General features: G+C 73.5%; 15 protein-coding genes. 7 read left to right on the forward strand and 8 right to left on the reverse strand.

Translation table 11 applies throughout. From position 1 onward, the window contains the following. The first annotated feature begins 21 nt into the window (after window positions 1-21). A complete protein-coding gene (locus ACFYWG_RS03080; protein WP_376331198.1) occupies window positions 22-717 on the forward strand; it encodes a GAF and ANTAR domain-containing protein in 696 nt (231 codons plus the stop codon). Window positions 718-916: 199 nt separating this feature from the next. Continuing rightward, window positions 917-1,438, forward strand: a complete 522-nt coding sequence (locus ACFYWG_RS03085) for an ATP-binding protein (RefSeq protein ID WP_383506622.1) — start codon at window positions 917-919, stop codon at window positions 1,436-1,438. A 24-nt stretch (window positions 1,439-1,462) separates the two neighbouring features. On the opposite strand, the gene ACFYWG_RS03090 is transcribed toward ACFYWG_RS03085, so the two are convergent. Beyond that, complete coding sequence (locus ACFYWG_RS03090; RefSeq protein ID WP_389198913.1) at window positions 1,463-2,077, reverse strand: dihydrofolate reductase family protein; 615 nt, start codon at window positions 2,075-2,077, stop codon at window positions 1,463-1,465. Window positions 2,078-2,336: 259 nt separating this feature from the next. Between ACFYWG_RS03090 and ACFYWG_RS03095 the strand changes: the two genes are divergently transcribed. Together ACFYWG_RS03095 and ACFYWG_RS03100 are read left to right on the forward strand one after the other, a co-directional pair. Continuing rightward, on the forward strand, window positions 2,337-3,131 hold the full coding sequence (locus ACFYWG_RS03095; protein WP_376331199.1) for a ribonuclease BN: 795 nt from the start codon (window positions 2,337-2,339) through the stop codon (window positions 3,129-3,131). 46 nt (window positions 3,132-3,177) lie between these two features. Then, a complete protein-coding gene (locus ACFYWG_RS03100) occupies window positions 3,178-3,837 on the forward strand; it encodes a LysE family translocator (protein ID WP_389198915.1) in 660 nt (219 codons plus the stop codon). A gap of 43 nt (window positions 3,838-3,880) precedes the next feature. On the opposite strand, the gene ACFYWG_RS03105 is transcribed toward ACFYWG_RS03100, so the two are convergent. From ACFYWG_RS03105 to ACFYWG_RS03115, 3 genes are all read right to left on the reverse strand, one after another. Then, on the reverse strand, window positions 3,881-5,602 hold the full coding sequence (locus tag ACFYWG_RS03105) for a SpoIIE family protein phosphatase (RefSeq protein ID WP_389199453.1): 1,722 nt from the start codon (window positions 5,600-5,602) through the stop codon (window positions 3,881-3,883). Window positions 5,603-5,894: 292 nt separating this feature from the next. Then, window positions 5,895-8,489 (reverse strand): SpoIIE family protein phosphatase, encoded by a 2,595-nt coding sequence (locus ACFYWG_RS03110; protein ID WP_383506655.1) that lies wholly within the window; start codon window positions 8,487-8,489, stop codon window positions 5,895-5,897. Between the two features lie 104 nt (window positions 8,490-8,593). Continuing rightward, entirely contained in the window at window positions 8,594-12,865 is a 4,272-nt protein-coding gene (locus ACFYWG_RS03115) for a HAMP domain-containing protein (RefSeq protein ID WP_383506631.1), read from the reverse strand. A gap of 277 nt (window positions 12,866-13,142) precedes the next feature. Between ACFYWG_RS03115 and ACFYWG_RS03120 the strand changes: the two genes are divergently transcribed. Then, window positions 13,143-13,799: a class I SAM-dependent methyltransferase gene (locus ACFYWG_RS03120; protein WP_383506634.1), complete on the forward strand. Its 657-nt coding sequence runs from the start codon at window positions 13,143-13,145 to the stop codon at window positions 13,797-13,799. Between the two features lie 33 nt (window positions 13,800-13,832). On the opposite strand, the gene ACFYWG_RS03125 is transcribed toward ACFYWG_RS03120, so the two are convergent. Continuing rightward, a complete protein-coding gene (locus tag ACFYWG_RS03125; RefSeq protein WP_389198918.1) occupies window positions 13,833-14,540 on the reverse strand; it encodes a GNAT family N-acetyltransferase in 708 nt (235 codons plus the stop codon). 188 nt (window positions 14,541-14,728) lie between these two features. Next, window positions 14,729-15,343 carry a TetR/AcrR family transcriptional regulator gene (locus ACFYWG_RS03130; RefSeq protein ID WP_383506640.1) on the reverse strand — a complete coding sequence of 205 codons (615 nt, stop codon included), beginning with the start codon at window positions 15,341-15,343 and terminating at the stop codon, window positions 14,729-14,731. A gap of 110 nt (window positions 15,344-15,453) precedes the next feature. Here ACFYWG_RS03130 and ACFYWG_RS03135 point away from each other — a divergent pair, with 110 nt between their 5' ends. Both ACFYWG_RS03135 and ACFYWG_RS03140 read left to right on the forward strand, forming a co-directional pair. Continuing rightward, window positions 15,454-16,419: an alpha/beta fold hydrolase gene (locus tag ACFYWG_RS03135; RefSeq protein WP_389198920.1), complete on the forward strand. Its 966-nt coding sequence runs from the start codon at window positions 15,454-15,456 to the stop codon at window positions 16,417-16,419. A 107-nt stretch (window positions 16,420-16,526) separates the two neighbouring features. Further along, window positions 16,527-16,781, forward strand: a complete 255-nt coding sequence (locus tag ACFYWG_RS03140; protein WP_389198922.1) for an EF-hand domain-containing protein — start codon at window positions 16,527-16,529, stop codon at window positions 16,779-16,781. A 67-nt stretch (window positions 16,782-16,848) separates the two neighbouring features. Here ACFYWG_RS03140 and ACFYWG_RS03145 read toward each other — a convergent pair whose 3' ends face one another. Together ACFYWG_RS03145 and ACFYWG_RS03150 are read right to left on the reverse strand one after the other, a co-directional pair. Next, on the reverse strand, window positions 16,849-17,871 hold the full coding sequence (locus tag ACFYWG_RS03145; RefSeq protein ID WP_389198924.1) for a hemolysin family protein: 1,023 nt from the start codon (window positions 17,869-17,871) through the stop codon (window positions 16,849-16,851). After that, on the reverse strand, window positions 17,868-19,232 hold the full coding sequence (locus tag ACFYWG_RS03150; RefSeq protein ID WP_389198926.1) for a hemolysin family protein: 1,365 nt from the start codon (window positions 19,230-19,232) through the stop codon (window positions 17,868-17,870). The genes ACFYWG_RS03145 and ACFYWG_RS03150 overlap by 4 nt, the downstream gene beginning before the upstream one ends. Window positions 19,233-19,566 lie beyond the last annotated feature (334 nt).

Genomic DNA, 19,566 nt, shown 5'->3' on the forward strand with positions numbered 1-19,566 from the left:
GTCGAGCGTGGGCGGTGGCGCATGGAGTGGCGGGAATTCGCCGAGGAGATGGCCCTGCTCGCCCGGACCCTGCTGAAGCAGGACTCCGTGCAGGGGACCCTCGACGAGATCGCGGCAGCGGCGGTACGGCTGGTCGACGGCTGCGACGCGGCCGGGATCCTCGCGGTGCGCAAGGGCCGGGCGATCACGCTGTCCTCCTGCGGGGACATGGTCGAGGAGTCGGACCGGCTCCAGGGCGAGCTGGCCGAGGGGCCGTGTTTCGACCTGGCCCGCCGCGCCGACGAGGACCGGGTCTTCCGCGTCCCGGACATGACCGAGCCGCAGGAGAGCTGGCCCCGCTACGCCGCGGCCGCCCGTGACCTGGGCATCGGCAGCATGACGGGTGTCCTGCTCTACACCCACGACGAGGACTTCGGCGCCCTGAACCTCTACGCCCGCGAGCCGGGCACCTTCACCAAGGACGTGGAGACCGCGGGCTGGCTGCTGGCCTCGCACGCCGCCGTCGCCCTCGCCGACGCCCGCACCATCGACCAGCTCCAGCACGCGCTGGACACCCGGCACGCCATCGGCGAGGCCATGGGCATCCTCATGGAACGCCACGGCATGACCGAGGACGACGCGTTCAACGTGCTGCGCCGCATCTCCCAGCACCACAACGTCAAGCTGCGCGACATCGCCCAGCGCATCCGGGACGAACGGGCCGACGAACGGAGCTGACCCTTCCGCGAGTTGGGCCGCGGGGCGGCGGCCCGGGCACGGGCCGGCCCCGGGCGGCACCTCATGGAGGAATGCGCCCCTCACGGGTCGTCGCTGTGTGACAGTGGGCACGAGCGAGCGCTGTATGCGCTGTCGGCGTGCGGGTAGGCGTACGGCGCAAGCGTCACCCTTGGCAGTGAACAACAACGAAAGAACCCACATGGTCATCCCGCTTATGAAGCAGGCGGATGAGCAGGGACGTGATGAGCGCGCCGCGCTGCACTTCGGTGCCGCGTGGGCGGAAGGCACAGCCTGCGCGGTCGATGCGCGCCGGGCCTTGCGTGCCTTCCTCGCTCATGCCCCGCACATCGGCCGCGTCCCTGTCCCGGGCCCCGTCGTCCTGGACGCCGAGCTGGTCGTCAGCGAGCTCGTCACCAACGCCGTCCGGCACGCGCCCGGTCCGTGCGGCCTGACCCTGTCGTGGTCCGACGAGGAGCTGGTCGTCACCGTGTGGGACAGCTCCGTGGAGGAGCCCGTGGTGCGGGAGCGGGACGCGCGCCGCTTCGGGGGGCACGGCATGCACGTGGTGCACGCCGTCAGCAGTTCGGTCGTCGTCACGGTCGGGGACGACGGCAAGCGGATCGTCGTCCGTATCCCGTTCAAGTCGGCCGGCGACCCGCTCGGGCCGGGTAGGAGAACCGTCCTGCCCACCTCCCTCTCCGGTCACACGCCACAGCCATGACAGCGCGGCGGCCGCCCGGGGCCGTCATACGAGGTCGTAGGTCAGGTGGGTCGACGCCGGGGTCGCCGTCACCGCCCGCGGGGTGAGCAGCCGCCGGGTCCCGCCGGTGAACAGGGGCGTCCCCGCACCCAGCACGACGGGCGCGAGGTGCACGGTCAGCTCATCCACGAGCCCGGCGTCCACGGCGGAGCCCACGGTCGCTCCCCCGCCCATCACGACCACGTCCAGGTCCCGGCCGGCGGCCTCGGACGCCGCCTCGGCCCGCTCGCGGGCGGCGGCGACGGCGTCGGCCAGGCCGGTGGTGACGAAGGTCCAGTCGAGATCACGGAGCCGTACCGCCGCGGGGGGTGTGCGCGTCACCACGACGAAGGCGGGCCTGCCCACCTCGCTGGCGCCGTACCCGGTGGTGTCGTCCCAGCCCTGCGGCCCGTCCACCACGTCGAACAGGCGGCGCCCGAGCACCACGGCCCCCGACCGGGCGGTCGCCTCGCGCAGCACGCGGCGGTCGTCCGGGTCGTCGGAGAACGCCCAGGTGTGCAGGGCCTCTCCGCCCGTGCCCAGACCGTTGTCCGGGCCGGGGTCGGGACCCGTGACGTATCCGTCGAGGGAGACCGAGATGTCGGCCACGATGCGTGTCATACCAGGGCAGACCCCGTGCGCCGCCGGAACTCATCGCTCCCGCCGCCGGACACCCGCTCCCCCGCGCGGGTCCGCGCACGGGCGGCGCGTCGCCACCGCCCGTCCGTCGCGTTTGCGCCGCGGCGGAAACGGTCAACGATCTCGCGAGCGCACGGCGAGCGACCGCACCGGGAGGCGGACCGATGACGACCGTCACCACACCGTCGACGGCAGACGTCCTGCCGCCCACCCCCGACGCCGGGGTGTGAGCCGGCACGCCCTGGGCCGGGCCGGGCAGGCGCTGCGGGGCGGATGGCACCGGCTCGGCGCGCACACCCTCGTCCGGCAGGGCCACGACCTGGAGCTGCTGCACCGGGCCATGGGCTTCGCCACGCTGGCCCTGGTCACCCTGGCACCGCTGCTGATCGTGGTCGCCGCGGCCGACCCGCTGGCCGGCGGCGGCTTCGCCACGTGGCTCGCCGACGGCATGGGCCTGTCGGGGCGGTCGGCCCGCCTGCTGACCGACATCATCAGCCCGCCCCGGAAGGTCATCGGCACCACCAGCGTGCTCGGCGGAGTCACCCTCGCCCTCTTCGGGATCGCACTCGGCGGAAGCGTCCAGAACGGCTACGAGCGGATCTGGGAGCTGCCGCCCGGCCGCTGGCACCGCGTCTGGCGCCAGGCGGTGTGGATGATCGCCATGACCGCCTACCTGTACCAGGAGGCGCAGAGCCGCAGCATCACCTCCGGAACGGGACGCATCGCGCTGAGCACGGCGACCGGAGTGCTGTTCTTCTGGTGGGGCCAGCGGTTCCTGCTCGGCGGGGTGGTCCGCTGGAGCGACCTGCTGCCCGGGGCGATCGCCACCATGGCGGGCCTGGTCGGCCTGCGCCTGTTCTCCTACTTCGTCTTCGCACCGCTCATCGTCACCAACGCGATCAGCTACGGCGCGGTCGGCGTGGTCCTGGTCGTCGAGTCCTGGCTCATCGGCGTCGGCTACGTCGTCTACGGCGGGGCCCTGCTGGGGCACTGGCTCGTCGAGCACCACGGGTGGCGGCGGGACGGCGGGGAGTGACGCCGAAGCCGGGGTACCCGGGCCGCTTCCGGGGAGTGGAGGGCGGATGACGGTCGATCTCGTGGGCTTTCTCGGCGTGGTGCTGGTGGCGTACGTGGTTCCCGGGCCGGACTTCCTGGTGGTGGTCAGGTCGGCGGCCGAGGATCCGTCGAAGGGCAGGGCGGCGGCGCTGGGCGCGCAGACCGGGCTGTGCGTGCACATGCTGGCGGCGGCCGCCGGCCTCTCGGTGGTCGCCACGCGCTCGCCCCTGGTCTACGACGGCGTCAAGCTGCTGGGCGCGGCCTACCTCGTGTACCTCGGGGTGCGGGCGGTGCTCGCCGCCCGCCGGGCGGTCCGGGAGCGGCGGCAGGAACGGCCGGCGTACGGGGAGGCCGTCGGCGCCGACCGTGCGTCGGGCGACTCGCGCGGGCGGTGGCGGGCCGCGTTCGCACAGGGGTTCCTGACCAATGTGCTGAACCCGAAGGCGGCGCTGTTCTTCCTCAGCGTCCTCCCGCAGTTCGTCGACGGGGGCGGCTCCGTGGCCCGGCAGATCTTCTTCCTGGGCTTCCTCGACGTCCTGATCGGCGTCGCCTACTGGTTCGCCCTCGTGGTCGTCGCCGCCCGGCTGCGGGAGCTGCTGGCCCGGCCGGCGGTCCGCCACCGCTGGGAGCTGACCACGGGCTGGCTGTTCATCGCCATGGGCGTCTCGGTCGCGGCCACGGCCTGAACCGGGCGGCCCTGCGCCCCCGCCGCCGGACCGGGACGGCGCGTCAGGTCCTCGGCACGCGCAGGGCGAGGAGCGCCACGTCGTCGTCGTTGCCGACCGGGCGGACCCGCCGCAGCAGGTGGTCGGTGAACGAGGCGAGGGGACGGTGGGCGAGGGCGGCGGCGTGCTGGCGCAGCCGGTTCAGGCCCTCGTCCAGGGTCTGGCGGGGTTCCTCGATGAGGCCGTCGGTGTAGAGGACCAGGGTGGAGCCGGGGGGCAGCAGGGTGTCGGCGTCCGGGCGCGAGATGTTGCTCTGGGTGCCCAGGAGGATGCCGTGGCCGTCGGTGAGGTAACTCGTCAGGCCGTCCTTGCTGACCAGCAGGGGCGGCGGGTGCCCGGCGTTCGTCCAGGACAGCAGCCAGTGGCCGTTCTCGGCCGGTTCGATCCGGGCGAAGATCATGGTGGCCATGGCGACGTCGGTGATGTGCTGGATCGCCCCGTCGAGGCGTTCCACGATCCGGCTCGGGGGTTCCTTCTGGGACCAGGCGTAGGCCCGCAGCATGTTGCGGACCTGCGCCATGCCGGCCGCGGCCTCCAGGTCGTGGCCGACGACGTCGCCGATGGCCAGGGCGGTGGACTCGTCCGACAGCGGGAAGGCGTCGTACCAGTCGCCGCCCACCTGGGAGGACTCGGGCGCCGGAACGTAGCGGACGGTCATCTCCAGGCCGGGGACGCCGGGCATCTGGGGCAGGAGGTGGTTCTGCATGGTCTCGGCGACCTTGCGCTGCCGCTGGTACAGGCGGGCGTTGTCCAGGGCGAGCCCGGCCCGGCGCGCGATGTCCTCGATCAGCGGCAGGTCTTCGGGCGTGAAGTCCGCGGGATTGTCGCCGCGCCCCACGGTCAGCGCACCCAGGACTGCGCGGGTGCTGCGGATGGGCGCGATGGCCGCCGAGTGTATGCCGGTGGCTTCGAACAGGTGCCGCTGCTCGACGGCGATGCCCGAGTCCGGGGCCCTTCGGTAGGTCTGCGGGCCGGCGAGCGTGGCGGAGACGCCGCGCAGGGCTCTGGAGAGGGGCATCTGGGATTCCTCGGGGACCGGCGGCATCGGCCCCTGGAGCTCCTCGCGCTGGACGAGCTTGTCGTTCTCGGCGTGGACCACGAGGGTGCGCCACACCTCGTCGCGCTCGGTGATCAGGTCGACGACCGCCCAGTCGGCCAGCCGGGGGACGATCAGGGCCACCAGCCGGTGCAGGGCCTCGTCGACGTCGAGGGTGGAGGTCAGGCGGGTGGTGGTCTCGGCGAGCAGGGCCAGCCGCTGCAGTTCCGTCAGCCGCCGGGACGCGGGGGGCCGCGGGCGCGGAGCGGGGTCGTCGGGGTGGTCGGCGGGGTGGAAGACGACGAGGGTGCCGGCCGACCCGTCGCCGACGGCGAAGGGGGTGATCAGCCAGGAGATGCGCAGGACCTCGCCGCTGGAGTGGGCGAACCAGTCCTCCTCGTGCTGGGCGGTGCGTCCGGCGTGGAAGGCCTGGCGCATGGCGCACTGCGTGCGGGGCAGGGGCTGGCCCTCGGGGCCGCGGTGCAGCAGGTCGTGGGCGTCGTGACCGAGGAGTTCCGCGGCGCTGCGGCCCAGGAGGTGCTCGGCGCGGGTGTTGACGGCCACGATGAAGCCCTGTTCGTCCACTACGTAGGCGCCTGCGCCCATGGCCTCCAGCGTCTCGGCCAGCGCCGCGGGGGCGGCGGTCGTGAGTGGTCCGCCGGCGGTCGCCGTGTCCTCGGGCCCCACCATCGCGGCCTCCTCGTTCTGCGCACCGGCCGTCCTCGCGGGCCGGCGGCTGGTCAGGTTCACTTGCCTACCCCGTATTCCCATGCGCGCGGCGTTTCCACGTGTTCCGCGGACGGACTTCCGCGGTCCGGGTTCTACGCCGCGGGGTCCGCGAGGCGTTCGGGCCTGGTCGGCGGAGGTGCGGGCGGGCACGCCTCGCGGGCACCGGGTCCGAGGCCGGACCGGCTTCGGGGCAGCGCGCGTCACACGCGCGCCACGGGGGCGGGCAGCGAACGAGCCGCCCGGGCGGCACCCCTCAGCCCACCCGGATGCCCACGATGCACGTGTCGTCGTCGGTGTCGGACTTGCTGTAGGTCAGCAGGCGGTCCAGCTGCTGGTCGAGCGTGGTGGGGGCCGACCGGGCCGTGGTCAGCAGCTGGGTCAGGGACTCCTCCACCGGCCGGTCCCGGCGCTCGATGAGGCCGTCCGTGTACATCAGCAGGGTGTCCTCGGGCGCCAGCTGGATCTCCGTCTCCTCGTACGTCGCCTCGGGGACGGCACCGAGCAGCAGGCCCTTGACCAGGGGCAGCGGCTGCGCGTCGGTGTCCCGGACGAGGACGGGCGGCAGGTGCCCGGCCCGGGCCCAGCGCAGGGTCCGGTGGACCGGGTCGTACAGCCCGCACACCGCTGTCGCCGTGACGGCGCCGGTCAGGTGGTGGGCGACGATGTTGAGCCAGGACAGCAGCTGGGCTGGTCCGGCACCGGTCACGGCCAGGCCGCGCAGCGCGTTGCGCAGGACGACCATGCTGGTGGCCGCCTCGATGCCGTGCCCGGCGACGTCCCCGACGCACAGCAGCACCTGCCGGGTCGGCAGGACGACGGTGTCATACCAGTCGCCGCCGACCAGTTGCTCGGTCTCCGCGGGCCGGTAGCGTACGGCGACCTGGAGTCCGGACACCTGCAGCGGGGCCTGGGTCGGGGGCATGATGGCGTGCTGCAGCTGGAGGGTCAGCCGGTTGCGTTCGGTGGCCTGCTGCTCGGTGTGGGCGAGCTGGTCCCGGGTGGCGGCGAGCGCGACCTCGGTCCAGTGCTGCGAGGAGATGTCCTGGCAGGCGCCGCGGATCAGCAGCAGCCGGTCGTCGGTGTCGAGCACGGGCTCGGCGACGATGCGGATGTGGCGGGTCACCCCGTCCGGGCGCTGCAGCCGGAAGGCGGCGGCCGCGGGCCGCCGGTGGTGCAGCACGGTGCGCAGGAAGCGGCGGATGGAGACGCCGTCGTCCGGGTGCGCGTGGACGGGCAGCTCCTCCAGCGGCACGGGCGTGCTGGTGTGGGGCCGTCCGTAGAGGTCGAACAGCTGCCCGTTCCAGGTGATCTCGCCGGTCAGCACGTTCTCCTCGAAGCCGCCGATGCGGCCGAGGCGCTGGGCGTTCTGCAGCAGGCTCGCCAGCCGCGCGGTCTCGTCCTCGATGCGCCAGATGAGCAGCACCGAGGAGCCGTGCCGGCTGATGCTGATGTCGGCGACGGCCGACAGGGGCACCTGGTCGACGAGGGCGGTGAGGTTCATCCGGCGGGCCCGGAAGGGCTCACCGGTGGCGTACACGCGCTCGACGCGCTGGAACAGCTCGCTCTCGCCGACGGCCATGGGGTACGCCTCGAGCAGCAGCGCGCCGCTGACGACGGCCCGGGGGCGGCCGGCCGGGTCGAGGAAGCGGTTGTTGACGTGCTGGATGCGGAAGTCCACCAGGTGGCCGTCGGCGTCCAGGTGCGGCACGAGCACGAGGGCGGGGTCGTGCAGGCCGTCGGCCAGGTCCATCAGCTCGGCGGCGTCCGGCAGGACCCGCGGTTCCGTCGCGCCCGCGGGCAGCGGCGTGTACATCTCCAGCGTGTGGGCGCACAGTTCGGCCAGCGCCTCGACCTGGCGGACGATCTGCGGGGGCTGCGGCTCCAGCGGATCGGGCCAGGCGATCTCCAGCACGCCGTGGATGCGTCCTCCGGTGCCGGCGGGCAGGGCGGCCCGGCCGCCGTCCGGGTGGTGGTGCAGACCGATGCTGGGCAGGCCGGTGCGGCCGAGGCTGGTGATCCACTGGCCCTCGCGCTCCATGAGGCCGCGCCGCGCCACGGTGACCACGTCCGGCGGGACGTAGCGCCAGCGCGTGGCCTCGGCCGGCGAGAAGCCGGCGCTGCCCGCCAGGGTCAGCGAGCCGTCGGGGCCCGCGGCCCATATGGCCACGGCCGCCGCGCCGAGGGGGCGCAGCGCCTGCTCCAGCAGGGCGTCGGCGACGGCCTGGGCGTCGTCCGCGGCCAGCACACCGCTCTCGGCGGCGCGCAGCCGTACGGCGGCCGACTCGGCCTCGGCCTCGTCGGCGGCCTTGGTGGCGGCGAGGAACGCGTCCGTCACCTCCGACATCCGGTCCCGGGCGGCCTGGTTGATGACGTCGACGGCCAGTTCCAGAGGGCTGAGCTGGGTCTGCTCGGCCAGCTCGGCGAGCTGCCGTGCGGCCTGGGCCGGGCCGCAGCCGAGCCGTTCGATCAGGACGCCCTTGGCCAGCTCGATCAGGGCGCGGCCCTCGGCCTCCGCCTGGGCGGCGCGGACCTCGCGGCTGAGCCGCTCCACGGTGGCGGCCAGCCGGCCCACGGGCGAGGCCGGTGAGACGCCCGTGAGGTCGGCGGGCGGCCCGTCGGGCAGGAGGAGGTCGGCGTCGGCGAGGAGTCCGGACACGTCGGAGTCCGCCGCGTCCCCGGCCGGGGTGCCGGGCTGTCGCTGCGGGGTCTCCGGCTCGGCGTCGGCGCCCTCGGCGGTGGGTGACGACGGCCCGTCGGGTGCGGACGGCGGGAGCGAGGGCGTCGGGCTCCCGGCGGCGTCGCGCTGCGCCCCGGCTTCCCCGTCGGGTTCACGCGGCTGCTCGGACATGCTCACGGTCTCGATGCTCCTCGGCTTCAGCGCCCCAGCGGCGCGGAACGGCTGGCCCTGCGGGGCGCCCGGCCCGCGGGTGTGCGGGTCGGGCGCCGGCGTGCTCACACGGGCAGCCAGCGGCGCACGCAGGCGATGAGGTCGCGTGTGTCGACGGGCTTGGTGACGTAGTCGCTGGCGCCCGAGGCGATGCTCTTGTCCCGGTCGCCGGGCATCGCCTTCGCCGTGACGGCGATGATCGGCAGGTCGGCGTACTGCGGCATCTTGCGGATCTCCGCGGTGGCCGTGTACCCGTCCATCTCCGGCATCATCACGTCCATCAGAACGATGGCGACGTCCGGGTTGTTCACCAGCGTCTCGATGCCCCGGCGCCCGTTCTCCGCGTGCAGCACCCGGAAGCCGTGCAGCTCCAGGATGCCGCTGAGGGCGAAGAGGTTGCGCGCGTCGTCGTCGACGACGAGGACCGTGCGGCCCGCCGAGGCGTCGTCGACCACCGGCGGCGTCAGCGGCTGCGCCTCCTCGGGCCGCACCAGCGACAGTACGTCGCCGGGTTCCTCGGCCGACAGGTGCAGGGCGATCCGCTCGCGCAGCTCGTCGAGGCTGGACAGCAGCTCCAGCGCCCCGGCGGCCGAGCGGGCGCGCAGGGTCTCGTCCAGCGCGACGTCGGCGGGGTGGCTGCTGTGCACGAGCACCGGCACGCTGGTCAGGGCGGAGTCGCCTTCGAGGGCCTGGAGGAACCGGGACGCCTCGCCGTCGCCCATGCCGAGTTCCAGGACCACGCAGTGGCACGGGTCGGCCGCGAGCGCCCCGGCCGCCTCCTGCGCGCCGACGGCGGTGATGACGTCGACCGCGGGCCGCTGCCCGCTGTCGGCGCGGCCGTGCGCCAGGTCGGCGACGACGCTCTCGGCGACGAGGGTGAGCAGGCCGCGCGGCCGCTCCTCCACGACGAGCAGTCGCCGGGGCCGCGGTCCGGGCCCGATCTGGGGCACGGGCGCCGGCTGGGACGAGCCCTGCGGCAGCGGCTCGGCGGAGGACCGCTCCGGGGCCCGGCCGTGGTTGAGCAGTTCCTCGAAGTCGGGCCGCGCCACCGGCAGGTACAGCGTGAAGGTGCTGCCCTGGCCGGGTGTGCTGTCCACGGTCACGGCGCCGCCGAGGAGCTGGGCGATCTCCCGCGTGATGGACAGGCCCAGGCCGGTGCCGCCGTACTTGCGGCTCGTGGTGCCGTCCGCCTGCTGGAACGCCCCGAAGATCGTCTCCAGGTTCTGCTCCGGGATGCCGATGCCGGTGTCCTTCACGCGGAAGGCCACCACGGCGCCGCCCCGGACCACGCCCTCGGGCACCTCGTCGTCCGCTGCCGGTTCGATGCGCAGCTCCACGGAGCCCTGCTCGGTGAACTTCACGGCGTTGGAGAGCAGGTTGCGCAGCACCTGCCGCAGCCGGGAGTCGTCGGTGAGGAGGTCGGCGGGCGAGCCGGCGGCCGTCGACACCGTGAAGTCCAGGCTCTTCTGCGTCGTCATCGGCCGGAAGGTGACCTCGACGTACTCGATGAGCTGGCGCAGCGCCACCCGCTCCGGGCTGACGTCCATCTTGCCGGCCTCGACCTTCGACAGGTCGAGGATGTCGTTGATCAGCTGGAGCAGGTCGGAGCCGGCGGAGTGGATGATCTGGGCGTACTCGACCTGCTTGGGCGTGAGGTTGCGCGAGGGGTTCTGCGCGAGCAGCTGGGCCAGGATCAGCAGGCTGTTGAGCGGGGTGCGCAGCTCGTGGCTCATGTTGGCCAGGAACTCCGACTTGTACTTGGAGGCCAGCGACAACTGCTGGGCGCGGGTCTCCAGTTCCTGCCGGGCCTGCTCGATCTGCAGGTTCTTCGCCTCGATGTCGCGGTTCTGCGCCACGAGCAGCGAGGCCTTCTCCTCCAGTTCGGCGTTGGAGCGCTGGAGTTCCTCCTGCTGCACCTGCAGCTCGGTGGAGCGGGCCTGGAGTTCGACCGTGAGGCGCTGCGACTCGACGAGCAGCTCGTCGGTGCGGGCGTTGGCCACGATCGTGTTGAGGTTGACGCCGAGAGTCTCCATCAGCTGGGTGAGGAAGTCCCGGTGGATCTGCGTGAAGGGGGTGACGGACGCCAGCTCGATGACGCCGAGGACCTGGCCCTCGACCACGATGGGCAGCAGCACCAGCGCGGTCGGCACGACCTGGCCGAGCCCCGAGGAGATGGTGACGTAGTCCGGCGGCAGCTCGTCGACGGCGATGGTGCGCCGGCTGCGCGCGGCCTGGCCGACCAGGGTGCGGCCGAAGGCGATCCGGGTGGGCCGGGTGGTGTCCTCCGGGTAGCCGTAGGAGCCGACGAGCCGCAGCTCGGGACCGTCCTCGCCGTCCTCGGCGAGGTAGAAGGCGCCGTACTGGGCCGACACCAGCGGCACCAGCTCGTCCATGATCAGCTCGGCGACGACGGGCAGGTCGCGGTGGCCCTGCATCAGCCCGGAGATGCGGGCCAGGTTGGTCTTGAGCCAGTCCTGCTCCTGGTTGGCCCGGGTGGTCTCGCGCAGGGACTCCACCATCGAGTTGATGTTGTCCTTGAGCTCGGCGACCTCGCCGGAGGCCTCCACGTTGATCGACCGGGTCAGGTCGCCCTCGGCGACCGCGCTGGTCACCTCGGCGATGGCCCGCACCTGCCGGGTGAGGTTGCCCGCGAGTTCGTTGACGTTCTCCGTGAGGCGCTTCCAGGTGCCGGAGACGCCCTCGACCTCGGCCTGGCCGCCGAGGCGGCCCTCGGTGCCGACCTCGCGGGCCACGCGGGTGACCTCGTCGGCGAACGCGGACAGCTGGTCGACCATCGTGTTGATCGTCGTCTTGAGTTCGAGGATCTCGCCGCGGGCGTCGACGTCGATCTTCTTCGACAGGTCGCCCTTGGCCACGGCGGTCGTCACCAGCGCGATGTTGCGCACCTGGCCGGTGAGGTTGTTGGCCATCGAGTTGACGTTGTCGGTGAGGTCCTTCCAGGTGCCGGCGACATTCGGCACGTGCGCCTGGCCGCCGAGCCGGCCCTCGGTGCCCACCTCGCGGGCCACGCGGGTCACCTCGTCGGCGAACGCCGAGAGCGTGTCGACCATCGTGTTGATGACCTCGGCGAGCGCGGCCACCTCGCCCTTGGCCTCGACGGTGATCCGCTGCGACAGGTCGCCGCGCGCCACGGCGGTGGCGACCTGGGCGATGGAGCGGACCTGGCCGGTGAGGTTGGAGGCCATCACGTTGACGTTGTCGGTGAGGTCCTTCCAGGTCCCGGACACGCCGCGCACCTGGGCCTGGCCGCCGAGGCGGCCCTCGGTGCCCACTTCGCGGGCCACCCGCGTGACCTCGTCCGCGAACGCGGACAGCTGGTCGACCATCGTGTTGATGGTGCTCTTCAGCTCCAGGATCTCCCCGCGCGCGTCCACGGTGATCTTCTGGGACAGGTCGCCCTTGGCGACGGCGGTCGCGACGAGCGCGATGTTGCGGACCTGGCCGGTGAGGTTGCCGGCCATGAAGTTCACCGAGTCGGTGAGATCGCGCCAGGTGCCCTTGACGCCCTTGACGTCCGCCTGGCCGCCGAGGCGGCCCTCGGTGCCCACTTCGCGGGCCACCCGCGTGACCTCGTCCGCGAACGCGGACAGCTGGTCGACCATCGTGTTGATGGTGCTCTTCAGCTCCAGGATCTCCCCGCGCGCGTCCACGGTGATCTTCTGGGAGAGGTCGCCCTCGGCCACCGCCGTGGTGACCTGGGCGATGGAGCGGACCTGGCTGGTGAGGTTGCCCGCCATGTGGTTCACGGAGTCGGTGAGATCGCGCCAGACACCGGCGACGCCGGGCACCTGCGCCTGGCCGCCGAGGCGTCCCTCGCTGCCGACCTCGCGAGCCACCCGCGTGACCTCGTCCGCGAACGCCGACAGCTGGTCGACCATCGTGTTGACGGTCTCCTTCAGCTGGAGGATCTCGCCGCGGGCGGGCACGTCGATCTTCTGGGAGAGGTCGCCCTTGGCCACGGCCGTGGCCACCTGGGCGATGTCACGCACCTGGGTGGTGAGGTTGCCCGCCATGGCGTTGACCGAGTCGGTCAGGTCGGCCCAGGTGCCCGAGACGCCCGGGACCTCGGCCTGCCCGCCGAGCGTCCCTTCGGTGCCGACCTCGCGGGCGACCCGGGTCACCTCGGAGGTGAAGACGGAGAGCTGGTCCACCATGCCGTTGAAGACCTTGGCGATGTCGCCCATGAGGCCGTCGGCGTCGTCCGGCAGGCGGGTACCGAAGTCACCGTCCCGCACGGCGGTCAGGCCGGCCAGGAGCCGTCGCAGCTCCTGGTCGCCCGGCACCGCGTCGACGGCCCCAGTGCTGTCGCTGGTCATGCGCACCCTCGTTCCGCTCCCCAGGAGTCCTCATAGCCGAGGACTCGCAACAACCCCGGGCCGAACCGACGGCCCGGCTGCCGTGCTCCATCCCACGGTCACGTACATGTGTGTGATGTGGAAATACGCCGCAGGTTAACCCACGTTTCGGGGCCTGAACAAAGCGTGGGGCGCGAGCACGGGCGGCCGCGCCGCGCGGGGGCAGGCGCTCTTGTTTACGGTTCGGCTGCGGTGGAACTATGCGCGGCACCGGCATCGACCCACCCGGAGGACCGTCGTGACCGATCAGCAGGGGCGCCCGCGGCCCGGGGCCGTCTTCGACGCGCTGGGCACCGCCTACGAGAAGGCGTTCGCCGGGGCACCGGCGCACCGGCGCTCGCTGGAGTGGCTGCTGGGACGGCTCGCGCCGGGCAGCCGGGTGCTGGACGTGGGCAGCGGCACGGGAAGGCCCACCGCGCAGACCCTGGCCTCGGCCGGACACGAGGTGCTCGGGATCGACGTCTCCCCCGTCATGGTCGAGCTGGCCGCCCGCCAGGTGCCGGCCGCGTCCTTCCGGTGCGCGGACATCCGTGACGTGCCGCTGGCGGACGGTTCGTTCGACGCGGTCTGTGTGTACTTCTCACTGCTGCAGTTGTCCCGGGCGGAGCAGGCGGACGTGGTGCGGCGGCTGGTGCGGGCGCTGACCCCGTCGGGCCATGCGGTCCTGGCCACGGTGCCCATCGACCTGGAGGACGTCGAGGGCGTCTTCATGGGGCATCCGGTGCGGGTGAGCAGCTTCGGCGCCGAGGACTTCGCCGCCGTGGCGGAGGAGGCCGGTCTGGAGGTGCTGGACCGGGACGAGGTCCTGTTCACTCCCGACCATCCGGACGCGCAGCCGGAGCCGCATCTGTTCCTGCACTGCCGCAGGCTGCCGGCCGCTGCCGGGGCGGGGTGACGCCGGTGGGGCCGGAGCGCCCCGCCCCGCGGCTCACGGCGTGCGGAACCCGCGGAACGTCACCTGCCTGCGCGTGGTGAAGCCGAGCCGTTCGTAGAGGGCGATCGCGCCGGTGTTGGCCTCGGCCACGTGGAGGAAGGGGCGTTCGCCGCGGGCCAGGATCCGCGTGACGAGCGCGCGGATCAGGCGTACGGCGTGGCCGCGTCCCCGCGCCTCGGGCGCCGTGCAGACCGCGCTGATCTCGGTCCAGCCGGGGGGCCGCAGCCGTTCGCCCGCCATCGCCACCAGGGCGTCCCCGTCCTGCACGCCCAGGTAGATGCCGAGTTCACGGGTGCGGGGGCGGAAGGGTCCCGGCCGGGTCCGCTCGACGAGGGCGAGCATGCCGGGCACGTGCTCCGCGCCCAGCTCGGCGATGCCCGCGTCGGGAGCGGCATCGAGGGCGCCGGGGTCGTCGTCGCCCGTCCAGACCATCTGCCGGCCTTCGAGGACGAAGACCTCGGGCCAGTCCGGCGGGGGCAGGACCGGGCAGCTGAACAGGTCGGCGAACGCACCGCCGCCGAGCAGTCCGGCGAGGTCGGCCCAGGCGGCGGCGTCCGGCCCGGCGGCCACCGCGGAGAAGGTCGCGACGTCCGGTAGGTAGGTGACGGCTCCGCCCAGCCGGCGGGCGAGGTGGGCGTGGTGGCCGTGGAGCGAGGCGGCCACGGGGTCGTCGAGTACGGCCGTGTCCCCGGGAACCGTCATCGCGCTGCGCCTCTCCTGCCCTGCTCGTGAACGGGCCGACCGGTGGGCCGGCACGGTGTCGGCCGATGCCGGGGATTCATCGTAGTCAGCGGCCCCGAAGGCCGGTACGGTCGGTCCTGGGGGCGTTGGGCGCGGGGTGACCGCCTGTGCGGGCGTGCGGTCGCGCGTCCCGGCCGGCCCTGCGCGGTTCACGGGCGCAGACGTGCGGACAGGCCCTCGAAGTAGCCGCGGTGCAGGGCCACCAGGTCGACCCGCTCCGGGTCGAGCAGCCACAGCAGGTGGGCGCCTTCGAGGAAGGCGGCCGTCTCCGCCGCGAGGACCTCCGGATCGAGGCCCGCCCGGGCCGAGCCGTCGGCCACGGCACGGGTGAACAGGGTGGCGAGATGGCCGCGCAGGGCCCGGCCGCGGTCCCGGAACCAGGTGTGCAGCGCGGAGCCCGGTTCCAGGTTCTCGGCGGTGAGCGTCACGTGCAGCGCCGCCAGCCGGCCGTCGGTGGCGGCGGTGTGCTCGGCGTCCCGCACGAACCAGTCGAAGGCCTGGTCGAGAGTGGGTTCGGCGTCCCGGGGAACGGACAGCCGTTCCAGGGCGCGCCGGTCGGCCTCCTCCAGGACGGCGCGCACGAGCCCGTCCTTGCTGCCGAAGTGGTGGATGAGGGCCGAGGGCGTGGCGCCCGCGCGCTCGGCGATCGCGGCCACTCCGGTGCCGCGCACGCCCTGACGTGCGAAGAGCTCGATCGCGGCATCCACCATGGCGCGCCGGCGCGCCACACCGCGCTGCTGCACCTGCCCCTTGACTCCTGCCATGCGATCAGGTTGCCCGGCGGACCCCTGCCTCGTCCAACGCGTTGCCATCGCCGCCCCGCGCCGGAAAAACCCGGTGCGCCGCCCGCCCACCGCCATTATCTTGAACGACCATGCAGGAAAATAGAAACGAACACGAATACCTCACGGGCCGTGAGCGGTACGTGCGCGCGGGCGAGATCGAGCTGTGGGCGGAGGAGTTCGGGCACCCGGACCGTCCGCCGGTGCTGCTGGTGATGGGAGCGCAGGCCCAGGGGATCCAGTGGAACGACGGGATCGTCCGCCGGCTGGTCGACGGAGGACTGCGGGTCGTCCGCTACGACCACCGCGACACCGGGCGCTCCTCCGTGGTGGACTTCGCCGCCCATCCGTACACGGTCGCGGACATGGCGTCCGACGCCCTCGCCGTACTGGACGCGTTCGGCGCCCGGCGAGCCCATCTGGTGGGTGCGTCCCTCGGCGGGATCATCGCTCAGCGTCTGGCCGTCTCCCGTCCGGACCGCGTGCTGACGCTGACGAGCCTGTCGTCCCAGCCGCTCGGCACGGACACGGCGGGCGCGGTACGCCGGGCGCTGGAGGGGGCTCCCGCCCTACCCGGCGAACTCCCGCCCCCGTCTCCGGAGTTGCTGGCCGCGCTCGTCTCGAAGCTGCCCGACCCCGAGGCCGGGCCGGAGCAGTATCTGGCCGCCCGGCTGCCGTTGTGGCGGGTGCTGCACGGACCGGTGCTGCCGTTCCACGAGGACGAGTACCGCGCGACGGAGCGACGGGTGTACGAGCGGGCGCGCGATCTGCGGGCCGGCCTCCACCACACGCTCGCCGGAGCCGCGGGGTCCGGGGCCACGGCGGAGCTGGCGTCCGTGACCGCACCCACCCTGGTGCTGCACGGCACCGAGGACCCGATGTTCCCGCCCGCGCACGCCGAGGCGACGGCCGCCGCCGTTCCCGGAGCCCGGCTGGTCATGGTCGAGGGCATGGGCCACACCCTGCCCAGGGCACTGGACGCCCGCCTGGCCGACGAGATCCTGCGGCATACGCGGGGCCCGGAGCAGGGGCCGGGCGTCCGGCACCGGGCCGCCTGAGCCGCGCGGGGAATCGTCCGGCGGGCGCAACCCCGGCCGCAGGCCGGACGTCCTTCCTGCAGAGCGGGACGGACCGACCGCCCGCCGGACACACGACGGGGACCAGGATGAGCGAGAAGGGCCGCGCACTGTTCGAGGCGCTGGATCTCGACCAGGACGGGATGCTCACCCGGGAAGAGGTGATCGTCGCGCTGCGCACGAAGGGACCCTCCCTCGCCGCGTCGGGCGTGCTGCCGGTGTGGGGCGTGCAGGACGCCGAAGCGTCCTCGGCGCTGTTCGACACGGCCGACCAGAACGGCGACTCGCTCCTGACCGTCGAGGAGTTCACGGCGGTCGTCGACCGCCGCTTCGGCTGGAGCTGACACCGGCGACGCGGCCCGGCCGCCCGGCGGCCGGGCCGCGTCGCGCGCCCTTCGTGCGCGACCGTGCTCAGGCCGGGGCCGGGGCGGGGCCGACCAGTTCGGTCAGGACGTCCTCCATCGTGACGAAGCCGATCACCTTTCCGCTCTGGCCGAGGACGGCCGCCAGGTGGCTGCCCTCGGCGCGCAGCGCGGTGAGCGTGTCGTCCAGCGGCGTGTCGATGCGGACGCGGGTGACCTTGTGCAGCGCGGAGCGCGGGAAGGGCCGGTCCCGGTCGGTGACGCCCAGGGTGTCCTTGATGTGCAGGTAGCCCAGCAGGGCGCCTCCGAGGCCGGTGACGGGGAAGCGGGAGTACCCGGCCTCGGCGGCGGTCCGCTCCAGCCCGGCGGGGGTGATCGTGTGGTCCACCGTGCGCATCCGCTGCGCGGGGACCAGGATCTCGCCGACCGGGCGGGTGCCGAGCTCCAGCGCGTCGCGCAGCCGCTCGCCGTCGGCCGGGCCGAGCAGCCCGGCCTCGCTGGAGTCCACGACCATGCGGGCGAGCTGGTCGTCGGTGAACACCGACTCGACCTCGTCCTTGGGCTCGACGCGCAGCAGTCCGAGCAGCCCGTTCGCGACGGCGTTGATGCCGAGGACGAACGGGCGCAGGGCGCGGGTCAAAGCCACCAGCGGCGGGGCCAGGAGCAGGGCGGTGGGCACCGGCGCCGCGAGCGCGATGTTCTTCGGGACCATCTCGCCGATCAGCATGTGCAGATACGTGGCGAGGGCGAGCGCGATGACGAACGCGATCGGGTGGACCAGGCCGTCCGGGACCCGGGCGGCCTCGAAGGCGGGCTCCAGCAGGTGCGCGATGGCCGGCTCGGCGACGGCGCCCAGGACCAGCGAGGACACGGTGATGCCGAGCTGGGCCGTGGCCATCATCGAGGAGAGGTGCTCCAGCGCCCACAGCGTCCTGCGCGCGCGTGTGTCGCCGGTCGCGGCGCGCGGCTCGACCCGGCTGCGGCGCACGGACACCAGGGCGAACTCCGCGCCGACGAAGAACGCGTTGGTGAGCAGGGTCAAGGCACCCAGGGCAAGTTGCAGGACGGTCACCGGGACTCCCCCGTGGGCTGGGCGGGCAGGGCGGCCGCGGACCGGGAGGGCGGGGCGGCCGAGGGCGGCGCGGTGAGGCGGATCCGGTCGGCGCGGTGGTGCTCGACCTCCAGCACCTCCAGCGCCCAGCCGTCGAGTTCCAGCACATCGCCCTCGGCGGGGATGCGCCCGAGCCGCGTGGCGACCAGACCGGCGACGGTCTCGTAGGGCCCGTCGGGGACGGTGAGCCCGACGGTGGCGAGCCGGTCGATGCGGACACCGCCGCCCGCCTCCCACACGGCGCGGCCGTCACCGGTCGCCGAGCCGGGCACCAGGTCGGGTGCCTCGACCGGGTCGTGCTCGTCGCGCACCTCGCCCACGACCTCCTCGACGATGTCCTCGACCGTGGCCACCCCGGCCGTGCCGCCGTACTCGTCGACCACGACCGCCATGGTGCGCCCGGCGCGCATGCGTTCCAGCAGGCGATCGGCCGGCAGGCTGTCGGGCACCAGCAGCGGGGGCGTGGTCAGTTCGGTGACCGGGGTGACCGCCCGCCGCTGCGGATCCAGCGCGAGCACGTCGCGGATGTGGACGGTGCCGACCACCTGGTCGAGGCCGTCGCGGTGGACCGGGAAGCGGGACAGTCCGGTGGCGTGGCTGAGATTGGCCGCGTCGGCGGCCGTGGCGTGCACCTCCAGCGCCTTCACGTCGACCCGCGGGGTCATCACGTTCTGCGCGGTCAGCTCGCTCAAGTGCAGGGTCCGCACGAAGAGTTCGGCGGAGTCCGCCTCCAGGGCCCCCTCGGCCGCGGAGTGCCGGGCCAGCGCGGCCAGTTCCTCGGGGGTGCGGGCGGAGTCCAGTTCGTCCGCCGGTTCCAGGCCGACACGGCGGACGAAGCGGTTGGCGGTGCCGTTCAGATGCCCGATGAAGGGACCGAAGGCGGCGGTGAACAGGCGCTGCGGCCCCGCGACGACCTTCGCGACGGCCAGCGGCCGCGAGATCGCCCAGTTCTTCGGCACGAGTTCGCCGACCACCATCAGCACCACGGTGGACAGCACCACGCCCAGCACGGTCGCCGCCGACGGGGCGGCGCCGCCCAGGCCGGCCGCGGCCAGCGGACCGCGCAGCAGCACGGCGAGGGACGGCTCGGCGAGCATGCCGATGACCAACGAGGTGACCGTGATGCCGAGTTGGGCTCCGGACAGCTGCAGGGTCAGATGCCGTACGGCCTTCAGCGCGCCGTCGGCGCCCCGCTCGCCGGCCTCCGCCGCGCGCTCCAGCTCACCGCGCTCGACCGTGGTCAGGGAGAACTCGGCGGCGACGAACACCGCGCAGGCCAGGGTCAGCAGGAGGGCCGCCAGCAGCAGCAGGATCTCGGTCACCGTGCCACCCCCCTCCCCTGCGGGGCCGCGGATCGCGGACGGCGGGCACCGGCACGTTCGCCACTGGGGGGATCACCCATCGGGAGATCGTCGCTCCTTCTAGAAACGCCTGGGAACACAGGGGTGGCAGCAGACTGCCTGCTTCTACACCCACTGTAAAGGAGCGGCAAAGCACCGCACGGGGGCAGGTCGCGCACCGACGGCCGGCGGGCAGGACCCGCCCCGATGCGGATGGTGGGCGGGCCCTGCCCGTGCGGACCATTCTGGGGATCACCCGGACGGACGACCACGGGTGAGATCGTCCGGCGTGCGCGCGCCGCGCACACCACGAGCT

Origin of the sequence: Streptomyces sp. NPDC003456 (assembly GCF_042878735.1) — a bacterium.
Lineage (GTDB): Bacteria > Actinomycetota > Actinomycetes > Streptomycetales > Streptomycetaceae > Streptomyces.